At 62.0% G+C, this 26,765-nt stretch carries 24 protein-coding genes; 15 read left to right on the top strand and 9 right to left on the bottom strand.

Annotation, left to right across the window (positions count from 1 at the left end; translation table 11 throughout):
* Positions 1-140: 140 nt before the first annotated feature.
* From DR039_RS11495 to ychF, 4 genes are all read right to left on the bottom strand, one after another.
* Entirely contained in the window at positions 141-773 is a 633-nt protein-coding gene (locus DR039_RS11495; RefSeq protein ID WP_197719053.1) for a hypothetical protein, read from the bottom strand.
* Between the two features lie 115 nt (positions 774-888).
* Positions 889-1,215 carry a hypothetical protein gene (locus DR039_RS11490; RefSeq protein WP_197719052.1) on the bottom strand — a complete coding sequence of 109 codons (327 nt, stop codon included), beginning with the start codon at positions 1,213-1,215 and terminating at the stop codon, positions 889-891.
* A 169-nt stretch (positions 1,216-1,384) separates the two neighbouring features.
* The gene (locus DR039_RS04125; protein WP_111836152.1) at positions 1,385-3,436 is read right to left on the bottom strand and encodes an ATP-binding protein; all 2,052 of its coding nucleotides are present in this window, start codon (positions 3,434-3,436) and stop codon (positions 1,385-1,387) included.
* A 341-nt stretch (positions 3,437-3,777) separates the two neighbouring features.
* Positions 3,778-4,881 (bottom strand): redox-regulated ATPase YchF, encoded by a 1,104-nt coding sequence (ychF, locus tag DR039_RS04115; RefSeq protein WP_111836151.1) that lies wholly within the window; start codon positions 4,879-4,881, stop codon positions 3,778-3,780.
* 147 nt (positions 4,882-5,028) lie between these two features.
* On the opposite strand from ychF, the gene DR039_RS04110 reads away from it, so the two are divergent.
* Positions 5,029-6,237: a DNA recombination protein RmuC gene (locus DR039_RS04110; RefSeq protein WP_111836150.1), complete on the top strand. Its 1,209-nt coding sequence runs from the start codon at positions 5,029-5,031 to the stop codon at positions 6,235-6,237.
* Positions 6,238-6,689: 452 nt separating this feature from the next.
* Positions 6,690-7,361, top strand: coding sequence for a hypothetical protein (locus DR039_RS04105; RefSeq protein WP_229116786.1), 672 nt, complete (start codon positions 6,690-6,692; stop codon positions 7,359-7,361).
* Positions 7,362-7,531: 170 nt separating this feature from the next.
* On the opposite strand, the gene DR039_RS04100 is transcribed toward DR039_RS04105, so the two are convergent.
* Positions 7,532-8,590, bottom strand: a complete 1,059-nt coding sequence (locus DR039_RS04100) for a 4-hydroxy-3-methylbut-2-enyl diphosphate reductase (RefSeq protein WP_111836149.1) — start codon at positions 8,588-8,590, stop codon at positions 7,532-7,534.
* A 58-nt stretch (positions 8,591-8,648) separates the two neighbouring features.
* On the opposite strand from DR039_RS04100, the gene xseA reads away from it, so the two are divergent.
* From xseA to DR039_RS04085, 3 genes are all read left to right on the top strand, one after another.
* On the top strand, positions 8,649-9,938 hold the full coding sequence (gene xseA, locus DR039_RS04095) for an exodeoxyribonuclease VII large subunit (protein ID WP_407641271.1): 1,290 nt from the start codon (positions 8,649-8,651) through the stop codon (positions 9,936-9,938).
* A 147-nt stretch (positions 9,939-10,085) separates the two neighbouring features.
* Complete coding sequence (locus DR039_RS04090; RefSeq protein ID WP_172458355.1) at positions 10,086-10,361, top strand: exodeoxyribonuclease VII small subunit; 276 nt, start codon at positions 10,086-10,088, stop codon at positions 10,359-10,361.
* Positions 10,362-10,473: 112 nt separating this feature from the next.
* Complete coding sequence (locus tag DR039_RS04085; RefSeq protein WP_111836146.1) at positions 10,474-11,430, top strand: carbohydrate kinase family protein; 957 nt, start codon at positions 10,474-10,476, stop codon at positions 11,428-11,430.
* 16 nt (positions 11,431-11,446) lie between these two features.
* Here DR039_RS04085 and DR039_RS04080 read toward each other — a convergent pair whose 3' ends face one another.
* Complete coding sequence (locus DR039_RS04080; protein WP_111836145.1) at positions 11,447-12,760, bottom strand: PhoH family protein; 1,314 nt, start codon at positions 12,758-12,760, stop codon at positions 11,447-11,449.
* 148 nt (positions 12,761-12,908) lie between these two features.
* On the bottom strand, positions 12,909-13,691 hold the full coding sequence (locus DR039_RS04075; protein WP_111836144.1) for an isoprenyl transferase: 783 nt from the start codon (positions 13,689-13,691) through the stop codon (positions 12,909-12,911).
* Positions 13,692-14,058: 367 nt separating this feature from the next.
* Here DR039_RS04075 and trhA point away from each other — a divergent pair, with 367 nt between their 5' ends.
* The 4 genes from trhA (at position 14,059) to msrA (ending at position 17,597) form a co-directional block, all read left to right on the top strand.
* Positions 14,059-14,772: a PAQR family membrane homeostasis protein TrhA gene (gene trhA / locus DR039_RS04070; RefSeq protein WP_229116785.1), complete on the top strand. Its 714-nt coding sequence runs from the start codon at positions 14,059-14,061 to the stop codon at positions 14,770-14,772.
* Positions 14,773-14,852: 80 nt separating this feature from the next.
* Complete coding sequence (locus DR039_RS04065; RefSeq protein WP_111836142.1) at positions 14,853-16,040, top strand: PPK2 family polyphosphate kinase; 1,188 nt, start codon at positions 14,853-14,855, stop codon at positions 16,038-16,040.
* Between the two features lie 227 nt (positions 16,041-16,267).
* Positions 16,268-16,768, top strand: a complete 501-nt coding sequence (locus tag DR039_RS04060; protein ID WP_111836141.1) for a GreA/GreB family elongation factor — start codon at positions 16,268-16,270, stop codon at positions 16,766-16,768.
* 85 nt (positions 16,769-16,853) lie between these two features.
* On the top strand, positions 16,854-17,597 hold the full coding sequence (gene msrA, locus DR039_RS04055) for a peptide-methionine (S)-S-oxide reductase MsrA (RefSeq protein WP_111836140.1): 744 nt from the start codon (positions 16,854-16,856) through the stop codon (positions 17,595-17,597).
* 192 nt (positions 17,598-17,789) lie between these two features.
* On the opposite strand, the gene DR039_RS11640 is transcribed toward msrA, so the two are convergent.
* Positions 17,790-17,924, bottom strand: coding sequence for a hypothetical protein (locus DR039_RS11640; protein ID WP_267489821.1), 135 nt, complete (start codon positions 17,922-17,924; stop codon positions 17,790-17,792).
* A gap of 987 nt (positions 17,925-18,911) precedes the next feature.
* Between DR039_RS11640 and DR039_RS04050 the strand changes: the two genes are divergently transcribed.
* The 6 genes from DR039_RS04050 (at position 18,912) to DR039_RS04035 (ending at position 25,961) form a co-directional block, all read left to right on the top strand.
* On the top strand, positions 18,912-19,361 hold the full coding sequence (locus DR039_RS04050) for a hypothetical protein (protein WP_111836139.1): 450 nt from the start codon (positions 18,912-18,914) through the stop codon (positions 19,359-19,361).
* A 550-nt stretch (positions 19,362-19,911) separates the two neighbouring features.
* On the top strand, positions 19,912-21,939 hold the full coding sequence (locus DR039_RS04045) for a DUF6571 family protein (RefSeq protein ID WP_318268904.1): 2,028 nt from the start codon (positions 19,912-19,914) through the stop codon (positions 21,937-21,939).
* Positions 21,940-21,983: 44 nt separating this feature from the next.
* The gene (locus tag DR039_RS11070) at positions 21,984-22,550 is read left to right on the top strand and encodes a hypothetical protein (RefSeq protein ID WP_126622173.1); all 567 of its coding nucleotides are present in this window, start codon (positions 21,984-21,986) and stop codon (positions 22,548-22,550) included.
* Positions 22,551-22,713: 163 nt separating this feature from the next.
* On the top strand, positions 22,714-23,286 hold the full coding sequence (locus tag DR039_RS04040; RefSeq protein ID WP_126622172.1) for a hypothetical protein: 573 nt from the start codon (positions 22,714-22,716) through the stop codon (positions 23,284-23,286).
* A 163-nt stretch (positions 23,287-23,449) separates the two neighbouring features.
* Positions 23,450-24,106: a hypothetical protein gene (locus DR039_RS11065; protein ID WP_126622170.1), complete on the top strand. Its 657-nt coding sequence runs from the start codon at positions 23,450-23,452 to the stop codon at positions 24,104-24,106.
* Positions 24,107-24,137: 31 nt separating this feature from the next.
* Complete coding sequence (locus DR039_RS04035) at positions 24,138-25,961, top strand: ABC-ATPase domain-containing protein (RefSeq protein ID WP_111836136.1); 1,824 nt, start codon at positions 24,138-24,140, stop codon at positions 25,959-25,961.
* Between the two features lie 223 nt (positions 25,962-26,184).
* Here DR039_RS04035 and DR039_RS04030 read toward each other — a convergent pair whose 3' ends face one another.
* Positions 26,185-26,742 carry an NADPH-dependent FMN reductase gene (locus DR039_RS04030; RefSeq protein ID WP_111836135.1) on the bottom strand — a complete coding sequence of 186 codons (558 nt, stop codon included), beginning with the start codon at positions 26,740-26,742 and terminating at the stop codon, positions 26,185-26,187.
* Between the last annotated feature and the right edge of the window lie 23 nt (positions 26,743-26,765).

The raw sequence follows: 26,765 nt of genomic DNA, 5'->3' as shown, positions 1-26,765 counted from the left end.
ACGGAAAGCGAACATAATCCCCCAGACTGCGACTGTGATTTCATAAAGAAACTCGACCGCCCGTACCCGCTTTATTTCGGTTCTTCGACGAGTATCGGGGTTGTTTCGGGGTCGAACTCATCTGTCGAGTCATCCGACCGCTAGTTCAAGACGTCTCTCACGTCGCGGCTATCGGGCTGCCGTCGACCACGCCCCGTCGGCGACATGAGCCGATCGACGTAGCCGATGAGACTGGTGATCAGCATGAGCACCTGGACACAGTTGCGCTTACTGAACTGACGCGCGGAGACACCGTGCACGCTCGCGTGACGCGAATAGTAGTTCGGCACCTTGTCGCCCCTGTCCTTCCAGAACTGCTCGTGGGCGTTCCAGATCGGCAGCCAGACCATCGCCTCGTGGACGCCCATCTCGTCGATGACGTCCGGCACGTCCGCGCCCTTCTTCCGATTCGTAATGAGTCGTCGGACGGCCTGGTAGGGGTAGAAGCGGTAGATGAGCGTATCGAGCGTGACAGTGAACATCGCCTGGGCCGACCGGAAGTGTCCAGAACGCATCGCGCCGAGCCCATCTAATACGAACTTCAGCTCGTCGCCGATCACGTTGCGTTCTGCCTGCTCAAGTACGGTAGCGCAGTCGTCGGTGATCGACTCGTAACAGTCACCCAGCACCCGTCGACGGCCCGAGCGGCCCTGTGCCCGGAGCAGGCGGAGCGCTGTGCGGCCACGAGGCACCAGGTAGAGCGGGATACCCTCCTGTTCGAGGAACTCGTGCACTTGATAGGCATTGATCTCGTCTGCGTAGCTCCTTAGATTAGGCGGGAGGAGCGCACGGTTGAACCCGCGCAGTATCTGCGAATTGAGGAGGGGCTTTAGAAAGACGCGTAGCCCATCAAGCATCGCCGGAATACTGGCTCGCGATCTGCTTGATCGCTGAGGCGTCTCCAACGCTCTTAAACGCCGGGAAGTCGATCACCGGAATCGTGAACGTCGGCAGGCTCGCCACGATCGACGCCACCTGCGCTTGGATCAGCTCATTGTACGGCTCGAGCGCATTCTTGATCAGCGCGTCGTAGTCAGGCAGCACCGACTTCATCTGCTCCTGAAGGCGTCGATTCAGCGGCTCCATGGTGTCCCACGCGTACGCTGAGGTGTCCGGCAGCATCGCCTTCATACGTTCTCGGATGGGCGCCAGCATCTTCGAGACGGCGACGTTCATGCTGGGCGACAAGGACTGCGCGAACCCTTCCGGCAGCCGAAAGTTGACCGTGGGTGATGAGAGACTGCGTCCTGGTTCGGAGCCCCCCACACTGTCGACCTGCGAGTCTCCTCACCGACTACCTGCCAAGACCCCTCCTCGAGGTCTTCGTCATCGAGCGTCATCTCATCTAGCTCGACGGCAGGCCGAGCTTATCGAAGAAGGCACGGTTGCGCTCCGTCGCGGCGTTGACGAGCCGATCGAAGCTCATGACCTCGACGTAGGCCTTGTATGGTTCGATGAAGCCGAAGTATCCCATTCCGTCATGGGTCATGGTCAATCCAGACAGCTTGCATCGGCTGACCATCGTCGGGGTGAGGTCCGCAACGATATAGCAGAAGGCCGGTGGGTCATCTGCCGAAGGAATCAGTCTCCCCGTAGCCGTCTTGGCGTCTCCGGCTCGGACTCTCGCGACGTAATCCAGGCACTGCTCGATGGGGTTCTTGCCCTCAGTCGCGTCGTCACGCATTGGCCGCTTAAGCTCGACGATGACGATCGACTGTAGGGGCAGCTTTTTGCCCTCGGCGGTGAGCACCGGAGAATCTGGCTCGATGACGCGTGTCGCGAGCACGTCGGGCCTCTTCATCGAATCGTCATCCGCGATGGCGATGCTTTTGAACGCCTTATCGGAGGCGAGGTAGTCGTGGAACACGAGCCGCTCGTCGATAATCCAGAGGTTGGAGGCGTCATCGCCGACCTCTGTCGACTCCTTCCGCATTGGGAAGAGCAGGTTGTGGATGGATTCCTCCCGGGCATACTTCCCGTCGCTGTCGGCCTGGATCAGCTTGTCAAGGATGTCAAGCGTTGTCCGTCGCCGGAAAACATAGTTCGCCAGGTCCGACTGGTTGAGATCCTTCACCGTCTCCAAGTACCTGGCGAGACGCTCGTCGTATTCCTCAGGCTTGTCCCCAGACGACTCTGTGAAGACGGCCTGACCCTCGGCAAGGACGTCCGCCTCGATCTTCTGGCTGCAGCGATGAAGCTCGATCTCCAAGTCCTGATCCTTGATCGACGGGTCGATGGCGATGCCGAGCGACTCGATCCGTTTGATCAGCGGACGATACTTTGGGGCCTTGGTGCTGACGTATCGTTGCATCCGCTCGAGGCCCGCCTGCTGGGCGGACGCCAGTGGCTCCGCGAGGCTCCGGGCGATCTCCGCGAACACGCCCTTCTTGATGTCGTCGAGCGACGGCTCGTCGATCAGGGTGTCCCCGGTAACTCGCTCGGGAAGATCGAAGTCCGTGCGATCAGAGCGGACATGATCGTCTAGGAACGTCGACGACAAGTAGCACACATATGTGAACTCAGCCGATGTCTCGTCCTTCAGCCGACCATACAGCCCTGGCACCTTGCCAGCGATGCTCTCATCCTTGACCACGCGGTTCGCCGCGCACCAGTGCAGCCGGGGGCTGGAGTTGCGCGCTGACGACTTGAGTCGAAGCCCAAGCAAGTCAAACTTCTCCCCCTTGATCTCCAGCGTCGCCAGCGTCGTCTCCGAATATCCCGAGTCGTCGAGCAACTCTCTTAGCGAGATCGGCTCGCCGTCGTCGTCCGAGACGATTACATCCGGCGCTCCGCCAGGACGGAGGAAGTACCAGATGCAGTGCTCGAAAACTTCACGAGAGATGGCTTCCACAGTCTTCGCAGCGCTCTGCTGGTAGGGTTTCTTGAATCCGGTCAGGCGCACTACCGTGCCGGCGTCGACGATGCCCTCAGGGGCGGGGTCCTGTTCGACCTCGCGCGCCACTGAGAACCTGAACTGTCGTCCCTGGAGCGAGCCAGTATCGTCGCGATACGCACTCCGGACCTCAACACGGTCGAACGCCTTGAGCCACAGGAGCCTGCCGACCCCGCGGCACCCGAGCCCGGACTTGAAGTCGCTGTCGAGAGTCTCAAAGGATGCCATGTTCTCCGGGGTGAAGCCGACGCCGTTGTCCTCGACGCTGAAGCCGACGATCGGCTTCAGCGGCACACGCCCCGGTCCTGATGGTGAGAGGTCGAACGCCTCTTGAGGCGCTCGCTCAATCCGCACCCTCACCAAACCGCGCTCAACATCGTCTCCATAACGGGCGTCGATCGCCTGGATGCCGTTGACGACCGCTTCTAGGAGAGGCAGCAGAGCGTGGGTCTTGGGTAGAGTGGTGTTCTGAACTCGACCAGCCAGAGATGTCCTCAACGCCATAGATTCTCCTCCACGTCGACACCCCGAACATTAGAAGGGACCACTGACATTGAGCGCGCGCCGACCGGATCAGTAGTCACTGGCCAGATCCGACTCGTACAGTGCCCTGGCATTTTCAGAGCCGCGGATAGCCTCTCGGACGCGTGGCTTCGTGATGTCGAGGACGCGGAGTGCATCGCCTGTCTCGGCGACGGACTCGACACGGCGGAAGTCATTGGCGAAGCGATCTCGGCTTCCTGGTCAGCGCCAAGTTTCGCGTCCGCCTTGCGCGCTTGCCACAGCAGTTCCGTCAGTCTCGACACGGACAGTGCTCCTTCGTCTTCATCCGCAGTGCGCCCAGGTTATTTCTTATTTCCAGACGTCAGCCCCGTTCGGAACTCGACTACGTCGCCGTCTTGCATGACGTAGTCCTTGCCTTCCATGCGCATTTTGCCGTGGGCGCGCGCCTCAGCGATGCTGCCCTGCGCCATCAGCTCATCAAAAGAGATGATCTCAGCTTTGATAAAGCCTCGCTCAAAGTCCGTGTGAATGACCCCGGCAGCCTGCGGCGCAGTCCAGCCCTTGCGAATGGTCCAGGCCCGCGACTCCTTCTCCCCCGCCGTCAGATAGGTCTGCAACCCCAGGGTGTCAAAGCCAACCCGCGCCAGCTTGTCTAGCCCAGCCTCTGCCTGCCCGTTTTCGTGCAGCATCTCTGCCGCCTCCTCAGGCTCAAGCTCCACCAACTCGGCCTCAAACTGCGCATCCAGGAAGATCGCCTCCGCCGGTGCCACCAGCTTCCGCAACTCCGCCTGCTTAGCGTCGTCGTTCATCCCGGCGTCATCCATATTGAACACGTAGATGAAAGGCTTGGTGGTCATCAACTGGAAGGAACGCAGTGCCTCCGCATCCAGGCCCTGCTTCTCCGCCACGGCGGACAGCAGCGTGCCCTCCTCCAGGATCGCGAGCGCGGCCTTCGCCGTCTCCAGCACGGAAGCGTCTACCTTCTTGCCGCGCACCTCCTTTTCCAGCCGCGGGATGGCCTTTTCCAGGGTCTGAATATCGGCCAACACCAGCTCGGTGGCGATGGTCTCAATGTCACTGGCAGGCTCCACCTTGCCGTCCACATGCACGACGTCGGGGTCATCGAAGGCGCGCGTCACCATGCAGATCGCATCGGCCTCACGGATATTGGCCAGGAACTGGTTGCCCAGGCCCTCGCCTTCACTGGCGCCACGCACAATCCCAGCAATGTCCACAAATGACACGGTGGCGGGCACCGTCTTGACCGAGTGGAACACCTCCGCGAGGCGGTCCAGCCGCGGGTCAGGCAGCGGCACGATTCCGATATTCGGCTCAATGGTGGCGAAGGGGTAATTCGCCGCGAGCACGGTTGCGCGAGTAAGGGCGTTGAACAAGGTGGACTTGCCGACGTTAGGCAGTCCGACGATTCCGATAGTAAGAGCCACGCGCTGAGTCTAGACGCAGCCACCGACACCCACCGGTGCACAGCATCGCCACGACGGCAGATGGCGTGCCCCAGCGATCCCGGTGAGCGCGCCACGAGTCAGAGAGTGTCAGCGATTCATGTCAGACCCTTGTGCCACTGTTGCTTCATGGCATCTGTCTCGCCTTATGTGCTGCTTCTCGTAGGTATCGTCCTGGGCCTGGCTTCCGGGCTGGGCCTGGGTTACACCCTGGCGGTCTTACGCACCACCTCAGCCCGCGTCTCCTGGCGCGATGAGGTGGCTTCCTTGCGTTCCGACGCCGCCGCCTGGCAGGCGCGTGCAGAGGAGTTGGAAGAGCGAGCGCAACTAGCCGAAGAACGCAATGACCGGGACGGCTCCGTGCTGCGGGCACTGGCCCCGGTGCGCTCACAGCTAGAACAGGTGGGGGCCAAAGTTGAGCAAATGGAACGCTCACGCGCCAAGCAGCACGCCACGCTCACTGAGCAGCTGCGGACTGCCGCCCTGGCTGAGAAGGAGCTCAGCCGGACCACGGCCAATCTGGAAGGTGCCTTGCGCTCCCGCTCTGCGCGCGGCCTGTGGGGTGAGGTGGAATTGGCGCGGATCCTGGAGGCTTCCGGGATGCTCCCGCATATCGACTTCTCGGAGCAAAAGCGCATCGGAGCGCTGCGCAAGGATGCGGAGGCGGCGCGGCCGGACGCGATCATCCACCTACCTGGGGGCGCACATCTGGCTCTCGACGCAAAGGTGCCGCTGGACTCCTACCTCAAGGCCTGCACGCAGGCGGACCAAGGTGGAGCCGCTGAGGAGCAGCGCCTCCAGCTGCTGCAGGCGCATGCCAAAGCCTTGCGTTCCCATGTGGATGCCTTGGCAGCCCGCCACTACGAGCGCGCCCTCCCCTCCTCCCCCGAACTGGTGGTGCTCTTCGTCCCCGCTGAACCTGTACTGGCTGCCGCCCTGGAGGCCGACCCCACGCTGCTGGAACACGCCCTGGGGCTCGGCGTCGCCCTGACCTCGCCAGCATCACTGCTGGCCTTACTGCGCACCTGCGCCACCGCCTGGGCCCGCACCGCCGTCAATGACGACGCCGCCGCGCTGCTGGAACTAGGTCGCACACTTTACGAGCGCCTAGCTGTGGTGGCACGCCACGCGGACCAGCTGGGCATGGCACTTCAGCGCAGCGTGCAGGCATACAACCGGATGGCTGGGTCTATGGAGTCCCGCTTACTGGTTACCGCTAGATCCTTCACTGCACTGGCCCAAGACCTACCTGAGCTGCGCGAAGTCAGTCCTGACGCCGCACAGCTCCGCCAGTTCTCTGCCCCGGAGCTGAGTCAGAGTCAAGCACCTCAGGCTTAACCATCAAACACTCACCCCGCTAGCAAGCACACCGCCCACAGCGGTGCCATACAGATCAGGGTCAGCGCTACCATCCCGGAAGCCTGCGCAACCCTACTTTCGTCCGCCGGTCAATATCGGCTGGCCGGATAGCCCAGCCGAGTCAGGGCCTTCACCAGGCTGAGCTCGGCAGATTTGCGCGGCACTCAGCGGATCAAGCCCACACGCCCCCGGTGAAGCGCATGCGGCTTTGCCGCAAGCTTCCAGCGCCACCCACATAACCGCATTGCGCCGCAATGACACCCGCACACAGGAAACCGAGACTTCTTCGTTATCTCAGTAATCACCACGATTCACGAGTTACTAGAACCGCACTTTTCCAGCAATGCGGTCGATAAGCGGTAGGTACCGCAACTTGGCCGAACTAGTGTGATGGTCGAATCAACAACTACTGATTAGGAGGTTCAGGGCAAATGTCCATCAGCGCACCGACCCTCGACCGCGTACCTCGCGGCCTGTTCGGAAGCTCCGCCCCTGAGGCCCCGACGGAGACCCGCTCCGTGCTCGATCGTCTTCGGTCCCTGGCTACTGAGCAGCAGCGTCTCCAGGACGCGCTCCAGGTCCTGCGCAATGAGCGTGACCGTTTGATCCTGAAGGGCCTGTCCTTCGGCGTCAGCTCATCCGAGCTCGCCAACACCTCTCACCTGACCGGAGCCCGCGTGCGCGCCATCGCCGACGCTGCAGCCGCCTCCTCCGCTCGTGAGCGTGTCTCCCAGGCCGTCGCTGGCCTAGTGGCCCACGAACCGCCCATGTGCACCACCTACGGTGCTCTGGCCGACGCCGTCGGCATCGGCTCCGCCAAGGGGGTGGCCTCCTCCCTGGCCACCAACCCTGACGTCACTGGCCGTGAGGGCGCCCGCGTCCTCCTGCTGCGTTGGGCCACCCCGGCGCTCGGCGGCTATGTGATCCCCGAGCACGAGCCGGCCTGGCAGACCCAGGGGGACGACACCGCCTCCCGTCTGGAGTGCCTGCAGGCTGAGGGCCTGGTCATCCAGGTTCACTCCCCTGAGGGCCCGGTCTGGGTTGTGCCCTTCGAACGCGTCTGCGCAGACCCGCGCCGCCTCATCTCGCTGATCAACAAGTAATCAGCACACCAACAACGCAGCGCCGTCGACCTCAAATGGCCGACGGCGCTGCCGTATCTACAAGGCACTAACTAAGCACTGAGCCGCAAAACAACCACGAACGCAACTAAGCACCGCAAACCCAGCCGCTCAACACCAAAGGTGCAAGAACCTCAAGCGCAGGCAGACACTCAGCAGGTGTGGTCGGCGGCAGGTTCACGCCGTCCGTGCTCCGGGGCGACCCCACCAGCCGCAGCCATCAGGTCAGCGCGCAGGTTCTTAGGCAGGGAGAAGGCGATTTTCTCCGTGGCCGTGACGACCTCTTCTACGTCATCGAATCCCAGTTCACCCAGGCGCGCCACCACCTCACGCACCAAAATCTCTGGGACAGAGGCACCACTGGTCAGGCCCACCGTATTCGCGTCCGCCACCCAAGCCGGATCGATCTCACTGGCGTAATCCACCCGATAGGAGGCCCCTGCGCCAGCCTCTAACCCAACCTCCTTGAGCCGCACAGAATTGGAGGAGTTACCCGAGCCCACCACGATCAACACGTCGCAGCGCGCAGCCATGGCCTTCACCGCCCCCTGACGGTTCTGGGTGGCATAGCAGATGTCATCCCCCGGCGGGTCGCTCAGATGCGGGAAGCGCTCACGCAGCAGCCGCACTGTCTCCAGGGTCTCGTCCACGCTGAGGGTGGTCTGGCTGATCCACACCACCTTCTTCGGGTCGCGCACCGTCACCTGAGCCACCTCATGGGGGCCATTAACCACCTGAATATGCTCGGGAGCTTCCCCCTGAGTCCCCTCCACCTCCTCATGGCCGGTGTGCCCCACCAGGATGATGTCGTAGTCCTCCTTGGCAAAACGCACCGCCTGTTTGTGCACCTTGGTGACCAGCGGGCAGGTGGCGTCAATGGTCTGTAGGTGGCGGACCGCAGCCTGAGCATGCACCGCCGGGGAGACGCCGTGGGCGGAAAAGACCACGCGGGCCCCCTCCGGCACCTCATCGGTCTCTGAAACGAAGATGGCGCCCCGCTGGGACAGGGCCTCCACCACGTATTTGTTGTGCACGATCTCCTTGCGCACGTAGATGGGCGCGCCATAGTGAGCCAGGGCCTGTTCGACGGCGTCAACCGCCCGGTCCACGCCCGCGCAGTAGCCGCGGGGCGCCGCCAGAAGCAGCTTCTTGCCGGTGGAGCCAGGGGGCTGGCTGGAGTCGTCGCGGGCAGCGGGAACCGTCTCAGTCACGCCCCCAACTGTGCCACAGGGCGCACGCCTGCCCCACCGGCATGGCACAGTGTTCCCCGTGACAACAGCTGCCCCACCACTCTCGGCACCCGGCCCGGAACTGCCTCAGCTGGCGCGGGAAACCACCCCGGAGCGGCCCTGGCCACTGCGGTTGCTGTCCACCAAGATCAGCGAGTACGTGGACAAGATGACGGGTGTCTGGGTTGAAGGACAGGTGGTGCAATTCAACCGGCGGCCCGGCTCAGGCATGCAGTATCTGACGCTGCGGGACACCGACGAAGACATGTCCATGTCCGTTTCCCTGTTCACCCGCGAACTGGCGGCCATTGAAGCCCGCACCGGGACGCAGTTGCTGGAGGGGGCGCGCGTGGTGGTGCACGCCAAGCCCCGCTTCTGGACGCGGCGGGGCAGTCTGGACCTGCGCGCGGATGACATTCGCCCCGTTGGTGTAGGCGATCTGCTGGCCCGCATTGAGCAGCTGCGGCGGGTGCTGGCCGCTGAAGGACTGTTTGACGCGAACCGCAAACAGCGCCTGCCTTTCCTGCCACGCACGGTAGGCCTGATTTGTGGGCGCAATGCCAAGGCCAAAGACGACGTGCTGGTCAACGCGCGCCTGCGCTGGCCAGGTCTGCCTTTTGCGGTGCGTGAGGTGGCGGTGCAGGGCGCGGCGGCGGTGCGGGAAGTGGCTGCCGCAATCGCTGAGCTCGACGCCGATCCCGCCGTCGACGTGATTGTGGTGACCCGCGGTGGCGGTGCGGTGGAGGACCTGCTGCCTTTCTCCGACGAGGGCTTAGTGCGGGCGGCTGCACGCTGCCGCACCCCGTTGGTGTCTGCGATCGGGCATGAGACGGACTGTCCACTGCTGGATTTAGTGGCCGACTATCGGGCTTCTACACCAACGGACGCGGCTCGCCGCATCGTGCCGGATCTGGCGGAGGAGATGGAGCGCCTAGATTCGGCCCGCGAGCGCATGCGTTTGGTGCTGACGACGCGCCTGCAAGCTGAGCAGCGCGGCTTGGATGAGGTGCGTGCCCGCCCGGTGATGACCAACCCGGCGGTAATGGTGCGTGATCGGCTGGCGGAGTTAGAGCAGGCGCGTGAGCGTTTGCGGCGGGCACTGGCCAACGGCCTCACTTTGGCGGAGGCGCAGCTGGCGGCGGAGCGGGCTAGGTTGACGGCGCTGTCGCCTCAGGGGGTGCTGGACCGAGGCTATGCGATCCTGCGCTTGCCCGGGGGGCAGGTCATTAAAAGCGCGCAGGACCTCAAGAAAGGTGACCTGATTGAGGGTGTGCTGGCCTCGGGCCGCATGGTGGCGCAGGTGGTCGGAGCTACCAAGCCCAAGAATTAGGCCTAGACCTGTCTCCTCTGCCGGGTATTTGGCCTCCAGAGCTGCCGAATTGCGCGGGCGGTGTGCTCATCCCGCTGCCTCAGCACGAAAACGCAATACTCACTGCCAGGCTCACGCAGTGGCGGAGTCCGTGGGACAATTCCCGCCATGACCAGGCCCGCAAGCCCAAGTTCAGCCATGCCCAGCCCTAGCTCAGCCACACCCGCAGACAACTCTGATGTCGCCGCCCTTAGCTATGAGCAAGCCCGTGAGGAGTTGGTGGGGGTGGTCCAGCGCCTGGAGAACGGGCAGGTTCCCTTGGAAGAGTCGCTAGCCCTGTGGGAGCGCGGTGAAGCCCTAGCTGCCCGCTGCCAGGACTGGTTGGACCAGGCCCGCGCCCGCCTCGACGCCGTCGTCAACAATCAGACCCCATCACAAGGCTGAGCAGCTAGCCTCAGAGTCCATGCCGGGTCTGAGCGCCGGACCTCAGCTTCCCCCGCCCCCTTGGCCGCCACGCCTCACCCACCCTGCCACGTTTTTCACCAAGGAGCCCCAAATGCCCACAGCACCCGGCCCAGCAGGACGCGCCCTCGTCATCGGGGAGGCGTTGGTGGATATCGTCGTCAACCCTGACTCTGAGCCCGTGGAGATCCCCGGTGGTTCCCCCGCCAATGTGGCCTTGGGGCTGGCACGGCTTGGCCGGGAGGTGGAGTTGGACTGCTGGATCGGCCAGGATCCGCGCGGCCAAGCTATCCGCAGCCATCTGGAGGCGGACGGCGTCCGGCTTACCTCTGGTGCTGACGGCGCCGCTCACACCAGCACCGCGCGAGCTGTGATTGGTGCAGACCGCGCCGCCACCTATCACTTTGAGTTGGACTGGAACCCGCCCTTCCCCCAGCCCACGCCTGGCGCTACTCCGCTCCTGGTGCACACTGGTTCAATCGCCGCCGTGCTGGAGCCGGGCTGCGCCACTGTGGCGCAAGTACTGGCCGAGTACCGGCCCACCTCCACCACCTGCTATGACCCCAATGCTCGCCCCCAGCTCATGGGCAGCCCCGAGCAGGCGCGCCTCACGGTGGAGCGCCTGGTGGCCCTCTCTGACTTGGTGAAGTGCTCCGATGAGGACCTGGCCTGGTTCTACGGCCTAGACCAGCATGACGATGCCGCCATTGAGGCCGTGCTGAGCAATTGGCTACAGATCGGCCCAGCGGTGGTGGTGGTGACCCGTGGCAAGCGCGGTGCGCTGGCTCTGGCGTCCTCTGGGGCGCGCGTGGAGGTTCCCGCCGACCCTGCCGTCGTTGTAGCGGACACGGTGGGCGCTGGGGACTCCTTCATGGGGGGCCTGGAGGATGGCCTGTGGTCGGAGGGCCTGGTGGGCGGTGCGCAGCGCGCAGCCCTCCGGGAGATTGATTCCGCCACTTTGGAACGGGTGGTGCGGCACGCCTCCGCAATCGCGGACATCACCGTCTCCCGCAAGGGCGCCAACCCGCCCACCCGCGCCGAACTGGGCTGAGCCCCGCCCCTAGCCGTCAGTACTGCGGCACTTCGTCAAGCATTTTGGTGACCAGCTCAGCGATCTCGGAGCGCTCAGTGCGCACTAGGTCAATATGGGCGAACAGGTCTTTGCCTTTAAGAGACTCCACCACGCTGGCCACGCCATCCCAGCGGCCCACACGCAAATTGTCACGCTGGGCGACGTCGTGAGTGAGCACCACTTTGGCGTTGTGTCCGATGCGAGATAGCACCGTCAGCAGCACGCCGCGCTCCAGGGACTGCGCCTCATCCACGATCACAAAGGCGTCGTGCAAGGAGCGGCCCCGAATGTGGGTTAGCGGCAACACTTCCAGCTGTCCCAGGCTCACCACCCGGTCCACCCGCTCCTTGGGCACCACCGAGCACAGGGTGTCAAAAACGGCCTCCCCCCAAGGCTGCATCTTCTCCTCAGTGTCCCCCGGCAGGAAGCCGAGGGTCTGCCCACCAACGGCGTACAGAGGCCGGAAGACCATTACTTTGCGCTGCTCACGCCGGCTCACCACCGCTTCCAGCCCAGCTGCAAGCGCCAGCGCGGATTTGCCGGTTCCGGCGCGCCCACCCAGGGACACGATGCCGATATCCGGGTTGAGCAGGTGGTCGATGGCCACGCGCTGCTCAGCGCTGCGCCCACGCACCCCAAAGATTTCCCGATCCTGAGCCACGAGTCGCAGCTCGCCGTCGACGATGGTGGCCAGGGCGGAACCGCGCGGGGAACTGAGGGTGGCGCCAGTGTGGGCGGGCTGGCCGCTGAGCGCGGTGACGGATTCGAGAGTTACCAGCCCCTCAATACCCAGGCGCTCCTTACCCCACAGGGCAGACATTTCCTCCTCGGTTAGGGAGGCCTGAACCATGCCGGTATAGACCTCCTCACTGGCCAGCTCGTGGCGATACTCGTCAGCGGCCAAACCCACGGAAGCCGCTTTGATACGCATGGGCAGGTCCTTGGACACGACGATGACCTCCGCGCCACCGTTGGCCAGGGTGACGGCGGCGGACAGGATGCGAGTGTCGTTGTCCCCCAAGCGCATACCTGCCGGCAGGACCTGGTCGTCTGAGCCATTGAGTTCTACGCGCAGGGTGCCGCCTTGCTCGTTGAGGGGGATAGGCCGGTCTAGGCGGCCGTGTTGGGCGCGCAGGGAGTCCAGGAGGCGCAGCGCAGAGCGGGCGAAGTAGCCAAGCTCAGGGTGGTGGCGTTTGCCCTCCAGCTCCGTGATGACCACCACCGGCAGGACGACGGCGTGTTCAGCGAAGCGCCGGATGGCGTGCGGGTCAGACAGGAGGACGGAGGTGTCCAGGACGTAGGTGCGCATGGCGCCGCTTCTCCCCGAGGGCCTGTGGCGGTCGCCCCGGCGGCGTCCGCCTGGTACTAGCGACTTTACGACCAATGGAGCTGACCGCGGGCGGACTCGGCGGCCAGTCTGAGGATCGGGCGGGAAGGCGCTGCGCCGCTAACCTGCCTCAGCGCCCCATGCGGCGGTCACGCTGCCCGTAGTCACGCAGGGCGCGCAGGAAGTCGATGCGGCGGAAGGCTGGCCAGTTGACTTCGCAGAAGTAGAACTCTGAGTGCACTGACTGCCAGAGCAGAAATCCGGAGAGGCGTTGCTCCCCGGAGGTGCGGATGACCAGGTCGGGGTCGGGCTGCCCCTTGGTGTAGAGGTGGGCGGTGATGTCTTCCTCAGACAGGCTGGCGGCGACCTCTTCCAGGCTCTGCCCGGCGGCGGCGCGCTCGCGCAGGAGGTCACGCACGGCGTCGGCGATTTCTTGGCGTCCGCCGTAACCGACGGCGATATTGACCTTGACGCGGGTGTCGTCTTGCCCCGGGGTGGTGGGCCGGTCGGTGGAGGCGGCGGCTTGGGCTAGGCGGGTGGCGACGTCGTCGGGAAGCAGTTCGGTGGCGCCAACGATGCGCAGGTTCCAACGGCCACTTGAGGCTAGGCCGTCGATGGCGTCGGCAATGATTTTGAGCAGGGGGGCTAGTTCGGCGGGGTCGCGGGCGAGGTTGTCGGTGCTGAGCAGCCAGAGGGTGACGATGCGGACGCCAACGTCTTCCGCCCAGCTGAGGAACTCAGAGATTTTGTCTGCGCCGCGTTTGTGGCCTTGGGAGGCGCCCATACCAACGGAGCGAGCCCAGCGGCGGTTGCCGTCCAGGATGACGCCGACGTGCCGGGGCACGCTAGTGGGGTCGAGCTGTCCGGCTAGGCGGCGTTCGTAGATCTCATAGATGAGGTTGTCTCTGGCCATTTCGCCTCCGTTCTGCTCGCGTGCCGCTGGGGTGGCCGACCCGGGGTAAGTCCGCCAGGTGTCAAAGGTAGCGCTCAGGTGGGCGGCGGCGCAGTTTAAAAGCAGTCAAAAAGCGGTGACCGCTAGGGCGCTGTTGCCGACGGCGTCGCCAGGGTGCTGGGAGGTGGGCGCGATGCGCGTGGCCCGTGAGGACAGTAGGGGTAACGGCGGGCCGAAGCGCACGGTGACCGAGCGCACTGCCAATACCGAGCTTGGGTATTGGCGACACCACCCAACCTACGGTAGCGTAACTTACGCGACCGTAGGTTATGCCCTGAGGCCACGCAGGCGCTTAGGAGCTCAAACTCAGGAGCTGCAGAGGAGCACCATGACCGTCCGCACCCTGTTCTCCGGCAACCCGCCCGATTTCCTCAAGACTCCACCCAAGCCTCCGGGCTTCACCCGCCCTAAGCTGCGCGGCTGGATCCACACCATCACTGCCCCGCTAGCCATTGCGGCTGGCATCGCCTTGACGATCCTCGCCTACCATCAGCGCGGCAGTCTCCTAGCCTGGGCCTGCGCGATCTATCTGAGCTGCTCCGCCCTGCTCTTCGTGAACTCCGGCGTCTACCACCTGTGCAAGGGACGCACCCCCAAGCGTTTCACCGACGTGCTCCAGCACATCGACCACGCTAATATCTATCTGCTGATTGGCGGCACCTACACCCCCTTGGCGGTAGCCCTGCTCAGCCCGCTATGGGCCACGATCTTGCTGGTGGTGGTTTGGGCCGGCGCCATTGTGGGAATCGCTGCCCGGTTTATCTGGCCACGCACCCCCCGCTGGTTGGGCGCCGTTATTTATGTGGCCCTAGGTTGGGTGGCCCTGGCCTTCCTACCGCAGTTCTGGATCGCCGGCGGCCCCGCGATCGTGCTGCTGCTGGTGGCTGGAGGGGTGCTTTACACGGTCGGCGCGGTGGTCTTTGCGCGCCAGATGCCGGACCCCAACCCGCTGGTCTTTGGCTTTCACGAGATCTTCCATGCCTTCACCGTGGTGGCCTGGGCTTGCCACTGCCTGGCCTGCTACCTGGCGGTTTTGAGCTAAAGCTGCTGCGTCAGGCGGATGCCCGGCTACCCTTGAACTAAGCGTGCACGCACCCCACTTGAGCCAAGGAATGAACACCCATGTCCAAGCAAAGCAAGAAGTCCAAGCAGGCCGACAAGCTCAGCAAGGCTGAGCGCAAGGCCGCTAAAGCCGCCAAGAAGGCTGCTAAGCAGGCCGCCAAAGCGGCCAAGGCTGCACTTAGCCCCAGCTGCTGGACTGCTGACCCTCGCGAGCTGCTGCGAGTCGGTGAGGGCTTCCAGTTGGCCTCCCTCAACCGCGCTGACGCTCCCGGCTGGGACGGTGGTGAGGAGGAAGCACTCGCCTACACCGAGGCCATTACCCCCTTGCTTTCCGAACTCCAGGAGCGCCTCTACGCCGCCTCCAAGGAAGGTTCCACCCGCCGCGTGCTGGTGGTGGCTCAGGGCCTAGACACGGCTGGCAAGGGTGGGATTGCTCGGCACGTGATGGCGCTGGTGGACCCCCAGGGTGTGAGCCTGATGGCCTTCAAGGCACCCACCGAGGAGGAGAAGAGCCACGACTTCCTGTGGCGCATCTGGAAGGCGATGCCCACCGCCGGAAAGATCGGACTCTTTGACCGCTCTCACTATGAGGACATCCTGGTGCCCGGCGTAAACGGTCAGCTGGACGACGCCGCCTTTGACGAGCGCGTGTCCCAGATTCACGATTTTGAGAAGCAGTTGATCGAGCAGGGCACTGCCATCATCAAGGTGGCACTCATGGTCTCCTACGAGGAGCAGGGCCTGCGGCTGCTGGAGCGCGTGGACCGCCCGGACAAGCGCTGGAAGTACTCCCCCGGAGACATGGATACGCGCGCCAAGTGGTTTGACTTCCAGGGCATTTACCAGCGGATGCTCACCGCTACTTCCTTCCCGGAGGCTCCCTGGTACGTCGTGCCCGCAGACAACAAGTGGTATGCGCGCTTGTCCGTCACGGAGATGCTGCTGCGGGAGCTCGCGGAGATGGATATTGACTGGCCTGCCGCCAAATTCGACGTCGCCACTGAGCGCGAGCGCGTCCGCGCCACTGTGAGCGCTGAGGCTCTGGCCGAATACGACCAGAAGATCGGTGACAAGCTGCGCCGGGTGGCGCGCCACGAGGCTGAGCACGATGCCACCACCCAGGCGCTTTCTTCTGCAGACAGCGCCGATCGCGCAGCCGAGGAGACGGCGGAACAGACGGCTGAAGACCAGCGTCTGGCCGACCCGCTCCTAGCCCCGACTCCGGCCACGGTGGAGGAGGGTCGCTGAGGCTGCGGTGCCGGCGCCGTCAGGCTATGGGCCTTAGGCAATGGGCATCCCTGCGCTTCCACTAGCAGCGGATCGCGCGTGAACCTGCTTGGCCAAAGCAGCCCCGCCGGTAGACTCCCGCTTCATATGGCCGCTGGCCGCCAATGATGGTGGCCTGCGGCGGCACTGTTTTAGCCTGCTAAGCAGGCCCCGACGTCGGCGCCGCCGGCACAGCCCAAGGAGGACAAATGGCTACGGAGAACCCTGAGGTCACTGAGCAGGGAACTTGGCTCACCCAGGAGGCCTTCGACCGCCTGACCGCCGAACTGGAGCGCCGTAAGACCACTGACCGCAAGGAGCTCGCCCAGCGGGTGGAGGCAGCACGGCAGGAGGGCGACCTGCGCGAGAATGCTGGCTACCACGCCGCCCGTGAGGAAGCGGGGCTCAACGAGGCACGCATCAACCAGCTGGAGGCCCTGCTGGAGACGGCGCAGATCGGCACGGCAGCTGCGGATGGCTCTGTATCTGCCGGGACGATCGTGACCGCCAAGGTCAATGGCAAGGAGCAGACTTTCGCGCTGGGTGGTCAGGAGATCACCGCGGATGTGCCTGAAGGGGTGAAGGTCTTCTCTCCTGATGCTCCCCTGGGCCGCGCGCTCATGGGCCACAAGGCTGGGAAGAAGGTCAGCTACGAGGCCCCAAACGGCAAGCGGCTCACGGCGGAGATCATCCAGGTCAAGCCGATCTGAGCTGGGCGCGGCGCGGTTTTATTCCCTTCACGCTGCCGGCTGAGTGGGCTGTTTGGCGCCTGCTCAGCCGGTAGCGTCTGCGCGCATGAATACCAGCAGCAGCAACCACGTATCCCCCGCTTCCAGCCAACCTCTGCGCAGCACCGCCCTGCCGGGCATCACTTTTAGCCGCCTGCCTAACCCGGGCATCCACCCGGTGTTGGGCACAGCGATTGATGGTCCGTGGCCACAGGGCGCCCAGATTATCTACCTGGCGGCGGGCTGCTTCTGGGGTGTGGAGCGGATCTTCTGGCGGCAAGAAGGGGTGCTGTCCACGGCGGTGGGCTACATGGGTGGCAACACTCCTAATCCTTCCTATGAAGAGGTGTGCACGGGAGCTACCGGTCATGCTGAGGCGGTGCGGGTGGTCTTTGACCCGGCGGTGGTTGGCGCTGGCGGGGAGGCACTGCTGCGGGTGTTTTGGGAGAACCACGATTCCACACAGCTGAATCGGCATGGCAACGACGTCGGCACGCAGTATCGCTCCGCGGTGTGGACGACGACGCCGGAGCAGGCCGCTGCGGCCCACGCCATCCGGGAGGCCTTCCAGGGTGAGCTGACGCGCTTGGGGCGGGGCACCTGCGTGACCACCATTGACGAGGCGAGTGCGGCCTACGCGGAGTTTGGGGGCCCGTTCTACCTGGCGGAGGACTACCACCAGGCTTATCTACACAAGCACCCACGCGGTTACTGCAACCACGGCCCCAACGGGGTGACCTGCCCGGTGGGGATCGTAAACCTGCCGCCCCAGGTGGAGGTGCTGCCACCTAAGGCCGTCCCGGGCGCCTGAGTGACTCGCGGGGTGGGGGTGGTGTTGGGGGTGGGTGGGTTGTTAGTCTGGGTGGGTTCCTGGTTGTTTTGTGTTGGGGTTTGTTTTGATGCGTTCTTCTCGTGTACGTGGGCTGATGGGTTTGTGTGCTTGTGCTGTTTTGCTTGCGGGGTGTGGGACTAAGCAGCCTGTGGCTGGCTCTAGTGTGCCGCCTTATACCGCCCAGCCCAGCACCTCGGCCTCGGCTAGTGCTTCACCTACAGCCTCTGCCTCAGCTTCGGCTTCGACTGGTGAGGTGCCGTTTACGGCTGAAGACTTGTCAGACCTGGCCAATGACTTCCAAGTCACGGCTGTACCCCAGGGCCTGGACGCCACCTCACAACAGGTAGTCCGCAGCTACATAACCTTCCAACGGGAGGGGTGGAAACTATCCTCTGGAAAATCTAAGGACCGAAGCTCATATCTAGCCAACACCAGCGGCAAGGAACTTCAAAAGGGAGATGCATTCCGAGCTAGGTTGGATAGCAAAGGCTGGCATCTTGGCGGACGCTATTCCACGAAGGTTATGTCGGTTTATAGTTCTAGCGGTATTACAGCAACCGTAGAAGCATGCCAAGACCAGCGGCAAATATCCTACCTGGATGCTGGCGGGACTGATGTGACGGAGGATGGCTCTCGCCATGCTTTCCATAAGGTTTATGTGCTGGAGAGGTCTGAGACGGGGTGGCAGGTAACTGAAGGTCAGATTTCGGGGACAGACGATTGCACAGACTAAACAGGCCATGGGCCACACCGATAATTTTAGCTGGCGCATTATTACTCCCCGGCATATCAACCCCCGCCCACGCACATGGCACTCACGACGAGGTGGTTCCGCCGGTTTCTTCTGGTGGGTTTGTTAGTGGGCAAGAAGTGGTAGCGGTTGCGGTTGATAGTGTGGCGGTTGATGGGGCTCCTGGGGTTGTGGGGCAGGTGGGTGTTAGCTCTCAGGGGGTGGATGTGCATCCGGTGTGTTGGTGGCAGCGTGGTCGCAATGGGGCGCAAATGGCTCAGTGGATTGAGTCTGGAGCTTTGGACGCTTTGAATGCTGATGGCACCACTCGTTCGGACACCGACAAAGCGTTTGTGGGGTGGGATTCTCATCGTGATGACACGGGTGGATATTGGTGGCACACGACGTGTTCAAGAACGTATTTCACCGGCACGCAGCAGGAGTATCAAGACTATGTGCGTGCTTTTGAAGCTGGTGGCACTAACCGGTTCTTACCCCAAGGCCAAACTCCCCCACTCGCACCACTACCAGGCAAAGTAATAGCCCAGGCAGTACGACGGGCTATGCACCTGCCTTCCCCACAGATCAACACCAGCCCAAAACTAGGAGCCAACGGCGCCACAGTAGTGGGCTTAGACACCTGGGTGTGGGCCACTGAAGCCACCGTGCGTTCAGCTTCAGTTAACGCCTCAGTGGGCTCAACCAGCGTCAGCGTGCAAGTAACAGCCAGCGGGCTGCATCTGTCCGCTCCAGACGCAGCCTCCTCCTGCACCGGATGGGGCAGCCCCTGGATACCTGGAGTCAGCAAAGAAGGCGCCACTGACTGCATGACTCGCTTTACTCGCTCCAGCGCACACCTAGGCGGCACCACCCCACTAAAGATCGCAGTCTCCTACAAAGTCTCATGGACCAGCAACGACGGCACCAACGGCCAACTAGACAACATCGAAACCACCAACACCACAAACCTACCCGTAGCCGAAATCCAAACCATCAACATCCCAACAAACTAAAACAACCCCAAACCACCCAAACTACAACCCAAGATCCATGCGCTTTGGCTCTTTGGCGGCTACTTTCGTGTATCGTTCTTGTGTGTGATCTAGCTTGCGACCACCTTGGGTCGCGGCGTCAAGCCTGATGTCCCTGGAGGTTGAGTTTTGTCTCGACGTCGTTTTCGTTTCTGCTTATCAGATGGCGGTGGCTCAAAGGGGCTTCCGCGCCACCTTTTTGTGGGTCATGGTTGCTCGGACTATTCTCCCAGTGCGTCGAAGGTTGATAACTGCAAGCTAGAGGATTTGCGGGAGGTTCGTAGGCAGGTTTCTTGGGCCGAGCTTGCTCTCGGTACGGGAGCCGCTGATGCCGGCACTCAGACGAACGCCGCAAAGTTGACTAGTGGCCTTGGTGGTGACGGGTCTGTGTGGCGTTCACCCCTGGCTAAGGATTTGGCCACGAGCCTGCAGACGTCCATCAAGTCAGTTGATGACGGTTTTAAGAGCGAGGGAGTTTGGTTGGACAGTCTCATTGACAAGGAGCCTGAGAAGGTAGAGTTCACTGACCCGCGTGCCAAGTCGAGAGGGTGAGCTGGTAGTGACTCTAGTTGCATTGGACCCAGATGCGGTTCAGAAGTTGATTAACGGCTTAAATAGTTATAGGGACCGTGCTGAGAGTGAGCGCAAGTCTATAGTCTCTTGTCGAGATCGGCAAGGCTGGTCGGTGTCCTTGTTGTACGTTCCTGCGACAGTAACCAATGCCCTTAGCGTGTTGGATTCGCGTATTGAAGAATTGAAGAAACGTTTAGCGGCAGCTAAAGCCGCTAACGAGGGCGGAATTACTTCTAAGACACCCGATGGTTGGATTCAGTATTATATCCCGGACGGGGAGAATGACACTGTAGATAATGCCACCAAGTATAATCAGGTTGATAAAGTCAATAAGGCTCGTCAGGATGCGGCAGATCTAAAGAACGGTAGTTCTTCACGATCCGCTGATCAGGTGTATCAGGCCATGGCCGCCCATGAGGGCGACCCGGTGTATGCGGCTGCGTTCTGTAAAGCCTACGGGGTAGCCAATATGCTGGAAACTCCCGCCGATAGTGATTCGGATGCAGCATCTCGAAGGAAGATGCTGTGGCGTTTTTCCCGAATATGGAAGGACGCTTCTGAATCTGCCGCATACTCTTTGAGCACTGATATCGATCAAGCGGTTCGCGCCAGCTCTTCAGGTCCGCGCGCGACGGTTATGGATGCGATCCTCACTGCATCTAATCCTGCCGATGGTGCACATACGGTGTTCGGCAAGGACTTCCTGATTGACTTGGCGGAAAAAGTTGAGGACATTGAACCGGGTTTAGAAACCTCATTTGATCCTTATACCGGTGAAGGCAATCAAATCAGGATTAACCCGGGTGTATTGGCAGGTTACACCAAGGATCCTTTAGCTGCCGTATTACACGCGATGGGCTATAATCCTGAGGCCGCCCTTGACTACCTGGCTCCACCGGATCCGGAAACCTTGACCATGGACGGCAGCCAGGAACGCGACGATCAGTGGGCTCCTAGCAATAAGGCTCTGAAGCGCTTGGAGATGCTTAGATCCCGAGCCTGGGGGCCAGTTGCTATGAACGGCTTGACTGCCGTATTCGCTGCTGCCTCCTCTCAGCGGGCTGTGCCCGATCCAGCCAGCGGCACCGTGCGGGCGCTGGGCAATGACAGAGACGAGCGGGCCTCCTGGGCCACCGGACAGGGCCTAAAGATTATAGCGAAGCAGGACTTTCCCACAAACAAGGATGCCGCCGGGAACATAGGAGTCTTGTTAGGCAACTGCGGCCAAGAAATAATCGCACTTGTAGCCGGCGAAAAGCTTATGACAGATGAGAGCAATCCGGCAAGCCCAGTTCCATTAGTCCCTAATGGCGAAGATTACGCGGAAGTAAGATATTCGTTGGCCGAGTTATTTTATAAAGCCTCGGATTCACCAGATGCTGCACCAAAGGTCGTTCAGGGCGTCACTACCTACACTGTAAGCAGTGCCACCAACATCTCCGATCCTGAGCCTAATGATCGACTGAAAAAGATAGCCCGAAGGTATGACAGAGCGGCTGACGTCTTGAAGCTAATGGATGACATCGACAAAGACAATACAGCCTTACGGCAGCGCTATAACGGGGCACTTGCCGCCACACAGGCATTATCAACAGTTCCAGTAGCTGGGACTGCTTTCGCGCTGCTGAATGCAGGATTGACCCTTAGCGGTGAACCGCAGCCCGATTCTGCAATAAACCTAAACGACTTCCCTAATGGACCCGAAGGTCTCATCGCGGCATTCATGACCAACATGATTCACGCCAACCTGGTAGACCCTCCAGAGGGGGAACCGTTCTACCATCCAGACTCACAGGTTATCTCTATAGAGAATAAGGATAAATTGGAAGCATTCAGAACCTGGGCGAGCGGCATATACACCGTGGGTGGGAGTCGGGTGCCGGACGATGTCGCTCAAACTATGAGCAAACTCGGCTCAAGCCCAACTGTAAATAAGTATACTTCCGCAAATACTTTCAAGAATTACTATGGGGGTGAGGACTGGTGAGGCCTAGTTGGCGCAGGTCGCTGAGTCTGGTGTTGGTGCCAGCTGTGCTATTCAGTCTATCTGGTTGTGGACTATGGGGCTCTGGTGAAGAGGATTCTGTACCGCAGACTTTCTGTTACGACCTTGACAAAACCACTGTAGAGACCATCACCGGATATCACGTATTCGTAGTCACGAACACAAAATTATCTCCACCACCGCACTTTGACCAAGTTTATGGCTGCATTATTGCCTTAAAAGAATTTGGCAATATCCGAATCTCCTACAACCCAGAGCCAACCTTTTATAATTCTTGGTCAGATTTTCTGGACGCGAGAGAAGCTCGCGAGAAATGGTCTAAGGATAAAACTTTCGAGGAACTAGACCTAGGTTTAGAAGGCGTAGCCTACTATCACTCATACGATTCAATACTGGCCGATGCGGCTTGGTTTGCGCCTAACAACTCCACCCTACAAGTTGAGCTCATAAGTAATGACGTCCCCAACCTCACGGAAACAGAGGTAAGGAAAGTCGTGGTAGGCATAATGCGCTACGTCTCCAGCATCTATCCCAAGACCTTCCCACCACCACCAACACCTACACAATCAGCCACACCCACCCTACAACCATGACCTCAATACGCATTAAGAGAGCAAACCAGATCGGGAGTGAGCGCGGCTCGTTCCCGATAGACTCCGGTTTCTCTTGGACGGAAGATTTTAAGAAAGCCTATGGGGGTGAGAACTGGTGAGGCTGGGTTGGCACAGGTCGCCGAGTCTGGTGTTGGTGCCAGCTGTGCTATTTGGTCTGTCTGGGTGCGGGCTATGGGGCTCTGATGAAGAGGATTCTGTTCCGCAGACTTTCTGTCATGGTCTTGACAAAACCACTGTAGAGACCATCGCTGGACATCCCGTATCTGTAGTCTCGAACGAAGAGGTCTATCCACCTCCCGACTTCACCCAAGATTACGGTTGTGGCATTTACTTCAAAGAGTTTGGTTTCATTAAGATTTCTTATCACCCCTACCCAAAGTTCTACGATTTCTATAAAGGCTTTCTTGACAAGGCCAAGATTCGCGAACAATGGTCTAAAGATAAAACTTTCGAGGAACTCGACCTAGGCCTAGAAGGCGTAGCCTACTACCACTCCTATGGTTCCTTACTAGCCGACGCGGCCTGGTTTGCTCCCAACAACTCCACCCTACAAGTTGAGCTCTCCGACTACGACGTCCCCAACCTTACCGAAGCAGAGGTAAGGAAAGCTGTGGTAGGCATAATGCGCTACATCTCCAGCATCTACCCCAAGGATTTTCCACCACCCTCACCTCCACAATCAACTACACCCAGCCCCCAAGCCACGCAGCCATGACCTCAACGCGCATTAAGAGAGAAAACCAGCCCGGGAGTGAGCGTGGCTCGTTCCCGGTCAACGCCGCTTTCTCTTCGGCGGAGGATTTCAAGAATTACTATGGGGGTGAGGACTGGTGAGGCCTAGCTGGCGCAGGTCGCTGAGTCTGGTGTTGGCGCCAGCTGTGCTATTCAGTCTATCTGGGTGCGGGCTATGGGGCTCTGATGAAGAGGATTCTGTACCGCAGACTTTCTGTCATGGTCTTGACAAAACCACTGTAGAGACCGTCACCGGACATCTCATATTTTTAGTTGCAAATGAGGAAGTCTCACCACCGCCACACTTTGATCAAGTTTACGGCTGCTTTATTGACTTAAAAGAGTTTGGCAATATCCGAATCTCCTACAACCCGGAGCCTACCTTTTATAATTCTTGGTCAGGTTTTCTGGATGCTACCGAAGCTCGCGAGAAATGGTCTAAAGACAAGACTTTCGAGGAACTCGACCTAGGTCTAGAAGGCGTAGCCTACTACCACTCCTACGGTTCCTTACTAGCCGACGCGGCCTGGTTTGCTCCCAACAACTCCACCCTACAAGTTGAACTCATCAGTAACGACGTCCCCAATCTCACTGAAACAGAGGTGAGGAAAGTTGTGGTAGGTATGATGCGCTACGTCTCCAGCGTCTATCCCAAGACCTTCCCACCACCACCAACACCTACACAATCCGCCACACCCAGCCCCCAAGCCACGCAGCCATGCCCCCGCAGCCCACACTCACCTAGTGCCACACCTACCGAGGCAAGCCAGCGGCCCAAGAGCGCACTTGGCTCGTCCTGTTAATCGGCAGACTCGTCTGTGTCAGGATCAGCCCATGAATCAGCGTGAATCGCGGTCGGGTGGCCGCAGCAGCTATCGGGGGCCGGGGCGCCCGCACCGGGACTATAACGACGAGCCGCGCCACGGTGCCCTGGCCGATCTAATCGGTCACCTGCATGCCCTGGACAACCGCTCCTACGCCGCCTATCGCGCCATCGTGGGCCGCTACGAGGCGCCAGAGGGCTGGGTCCTGCACATTGATCGGGTCCAGCCTGACCCCTATGCCCCACCCACCGCAGCGCACGTGGACGCGCCTGTAGACCCGACCCTCCTGCCGGAACTGAAGGCACTGCTGGATGAAGCGCTCCTGGAGACAGCGGATCGGCGTCTGGCGGTCAGTGACTTCCTGGTCCGTGAGCTGCACGCAGGTTTCAAGGGCACAGCCCTCTCCATTGCCGCACCCGGGCAGGAAATTTTGGAGCGCTCCGCCGTAGTTCTGCGCCCCAGCGCCGCCTGGTCCCCAGATTCGCCGGGCACCTCCAACCAGCCCACCAACTGGACCATTGAGCTGCGCCTGCGCATCAGCTTGCCAGCACAGGGCCGCTCCATCCAGGGGCACGAGGCCGCACGGATCATCGGCCGCGACCTAGTGCGTGAACTCGGCACAGCCCTGGACCTGCGCGGCGAGCGGCTAGAACGCCTGCGCGCCCACGTCGCCGCCCTGGAGGACCACCGGGCCTTAACCGCCGCGCTAAAGGCCCAGCAGTGGGTGGCGTTCCTGGCTGACGGATCTTTGCTGCCGCGCCGCTCCGGCGTCTCCGACGAGCCCATGCGCGCGGGCGCCGTCGCCCTTAAATCCCCAGACTCCCTGGCCGCCACCGTCACCCTCCCCCACGCGGGTCAGGTACGTGGTACCGCCATCGGGCCAGGCGTGACGCTGATCGTTGGCGGCGGTTACCACGGCAAATCCACCTTGCTCAGCGCCATCACCCGGGGCGTCTACCCGCATGTGCCCGGAGATGGCCGCGAGCTGGTAGCGACCGTCCCCGACGCCGTCAAAGTGCGCGCAGCCGACGGCCGCGCAGTCACCGGCGTGGACCTAAGCCCCTTCATCTCGCACCTGCCTGGCGGGCGGGACACCCGCGCCTTTTCCACAGGCAATGCCTCCGGCTCCACCTCTCAGGCCGCCAGCATCGTGGAGGCCGTGGAGGCCGGGGCCTCCGCCTTACTGCTCGACGAGGACACCTGCGCCACCAACCTGCTGATCCGTGACTCGCGCATGCGCGCCCTGGTGGCCGCCGAACGTGAACCCATCACCCCTCTGGTGGACCGAATTGGGGCGTTGGCACGGGAGCAGGGTGTGTCCACACTGCTGGTCATGGGTGGCTCCGGGGACTACCTGGACGTGGCTGACCGAGTCCTGCTCATGGATGCCTACCACCTGCTGGATGTCACCGACCGGGCCGCGCAGGTCGCTGCCGAGCACCCCCGCGAGACCACTGCCCTGCCGGATTTCCCGCAGGCGGAGGCGCGGATACCTTTGCCGCTGGCAGAGCGAAGCCGGCGCGGCCCAGTGCGCACGCGCTCGCGCGGCACCGTCGCCCTGGTGATTGACCGCGAGGAAGTCGACGTCAGTGACGTGTCTGGGGTGGTGGACCCCGGGCAAGCCGAGGCGCTTGCGCATGCCCTGAGGGCCTTGTTGGAGCAGCGCTTCGACGGCGTCTCCCCGCTGCCTGAATGCCTGGCTGACCTGGAAGAGCTGCTGGATGAGGAGGGCCTAGACGCCCTAGATGGGCGCCGCCCAGCCTTCTTGGTGCGGCCCCGGATGGTGGATGTTGCGGCGGCGGTAAATCGCTACCGCTCCCTGGCTCTGGCTTAACTTCGCGGCACTGGCGGCAGTCCACGACGCCCGCTAAGCAGCGCCCTGCACTGCCAGCCCCTCGCCCTGCCGACGCCGTCAGGCCCACAGCCCGCACCGCCGCTAAGGCCCCAGAAACGACGGCAGACCCGCCAGCCCACGGTGGTGGGTGGCGGGCCTGCGACGTCGTCGCCAGGCAAATGCTGTGGCCAAATGGCCTGGCGGAGCCGTGAGGCGCGGGACCTCAGCGCATAGTGGCCAGGGCGCGGTCCTGGGCCAGGATCGCCTGGACCATGGCGGGGACCTCGTCCTCGTGGAAGGCTGCGGGCTTGAAGACGCTCATGTTCTCGAAGTCGCTGGCCAGGTGCAGGTTGATCTCCGGGCGCACCACGCCGGTGGTGAAGTTGGCGAAGATGTCACGCATATGCGCAATCTGGCGGTGGCCAGAGGAGAAGGAGTAGCCCACCAGGCCGATAGCGCGGTTAGCCAGGACGGAGGGGGTGATGAAGTCGATGGCGTTCTTCAAGGCGCCGGAGACGGAGAAGTTGTACTCCGGGCTGACAAAGATGAAGGCGTCAAAACCGGCCAGGGCCTGGTTCCAGGCGACGGCGGCCGGGTCCTTGGCGGGGGCAAAAGCCGGGGCCATCTCCTCTGCGAAGAACGGCAGGTTGAAGCTGGCGATGTCCAGGATGCTGGCCTCCACGCCCTCCACGGTGTTGGCCTTAGCGGCCACCCACTCGGCTACTCCCGCGCCAGCGCGGTTGGGGCGGACAGAGCCGAGGACGACGGCGATCTTGGTCATGTGTTCTCCTGTGTGGGTCGAAA

The organism is Actinomyces bovis (assembly GCF_900444995.1).
GTDB classification, from domain to species: Bacteria; Actinomycetota; Actinomycetes; order Actinomycetales; family Actinomycetaceae; genus Actinomyces; species Actinomyces bovis.
The sequence above is the reverse complement of the archived record's forward strand: the minus strand, read 5'-3'. Positions and strand labels throughout refer to the sequence as shown.

Bases quoted from the DNA above. Each gene is read 5' to 3' on its own strand.
- DR039_RS04080 (WP_111836145.1), bottom strand. From the start codon at position 12,760: ATGCGCACCTACGTCCTGGACACCTCCGTCCTCCTGTCTGACCCGCAC.
- DR039_RS04110 (WP_111836150.1), top strand. From the start codon at position 5,029: ATGGCATCTGTCTCGCCTTATGTGCTGCTTCTCGTAGGTATCGTCCTG.
- DR039_RS11490 (WP_197719052.1), bottom strand. From the start codon at position 1,215: ATGAACGTCGCCGTCTCGAAGATGCTGGCGCCCATCCGAGAACGTATG.
- DR039_RS04060 (WP_111836141.1), top strand. From the start codon at position 16,268: ATGGCTACGGAGAACCCTGAGGTCACTGAGCAGGGAACTTGGCTCACC.
- trhA (WP_229116785.1), top strand. From the start codon at position 14,059: ATGACCGTCCGCACCCTGTTCTCCGGCAACCCGCCCGATTTCCTCAAG.
- DR039_RS04065 (WP_111836142.1), top strand. From the start codon at position 14,853: ATGTCCAAGCAAAGCAAGAAGTCCAAGCAGGCCGACAAGCTCAGCAAG.
- DR039_RS04105 (WP_229116786.1), top strand. From the start codon at position 6,690: ATGTCCATCAGCGCACCGACCCTCGACCGCGTACCTCGCGGCCTGTTC.
- DR039_RS04085 (WP_111836146.1), top strand. From the start codon at position 10,474: ATGCCCACAGCACCCGGCCCAGCAGGACGCGCCCTCGTCATCGGGGAG.
- DR039_RS04035 (WP_111836136.1), top strand. From the start codon at position 24,138: ATGAATCAGCGTGAATCGCGGTCGGGTGGCCGCAGCAGCTATCGGGGG.
- DR039_RS04090 (WP_172458355.1), top strand. From the start codon at position 10,086: ATGACCAGGCCCGCAAGCCCAAGTTCAGCCATGCCCAGCCCTAGCTCA.
- DR039_RS04030 (WP_111836135.1), bottom strand. From the start codon at position 26,742: ATGACCAAGATCGCCGTCGTCCTCGGCTCTGTCCGCCCCAACCGCGCT.
- DR039_RS04125 (WP_111836152.1), bottom strand. From the start codon at position 3,436: ATGGCGTTGAGGACATCTCTGGCTGGTCGAGTTCAGAACACCACTCTA.
- msrA (WP_111836140.1), top strand. From the start codon at position 16,854: ATGAATACCAGCAGCAGCAACCACGTATCCCCCGCTTCCAGCCAACCT.
- DR039_RS04050 (WP_111836139.1), top strand. From the start codon at position 18,912: ATGCACCTGCCTTCCCCACAGATCAACACCAGCCCAAAACTAGGAGCC.
- DR039_RS04075 (WP_111836144.1), bottom strand. From the start codon at position 13,691: ATGGCCAGAGACAACCTCATCTATGAGATCTACGAACGCCGCCTAGCC.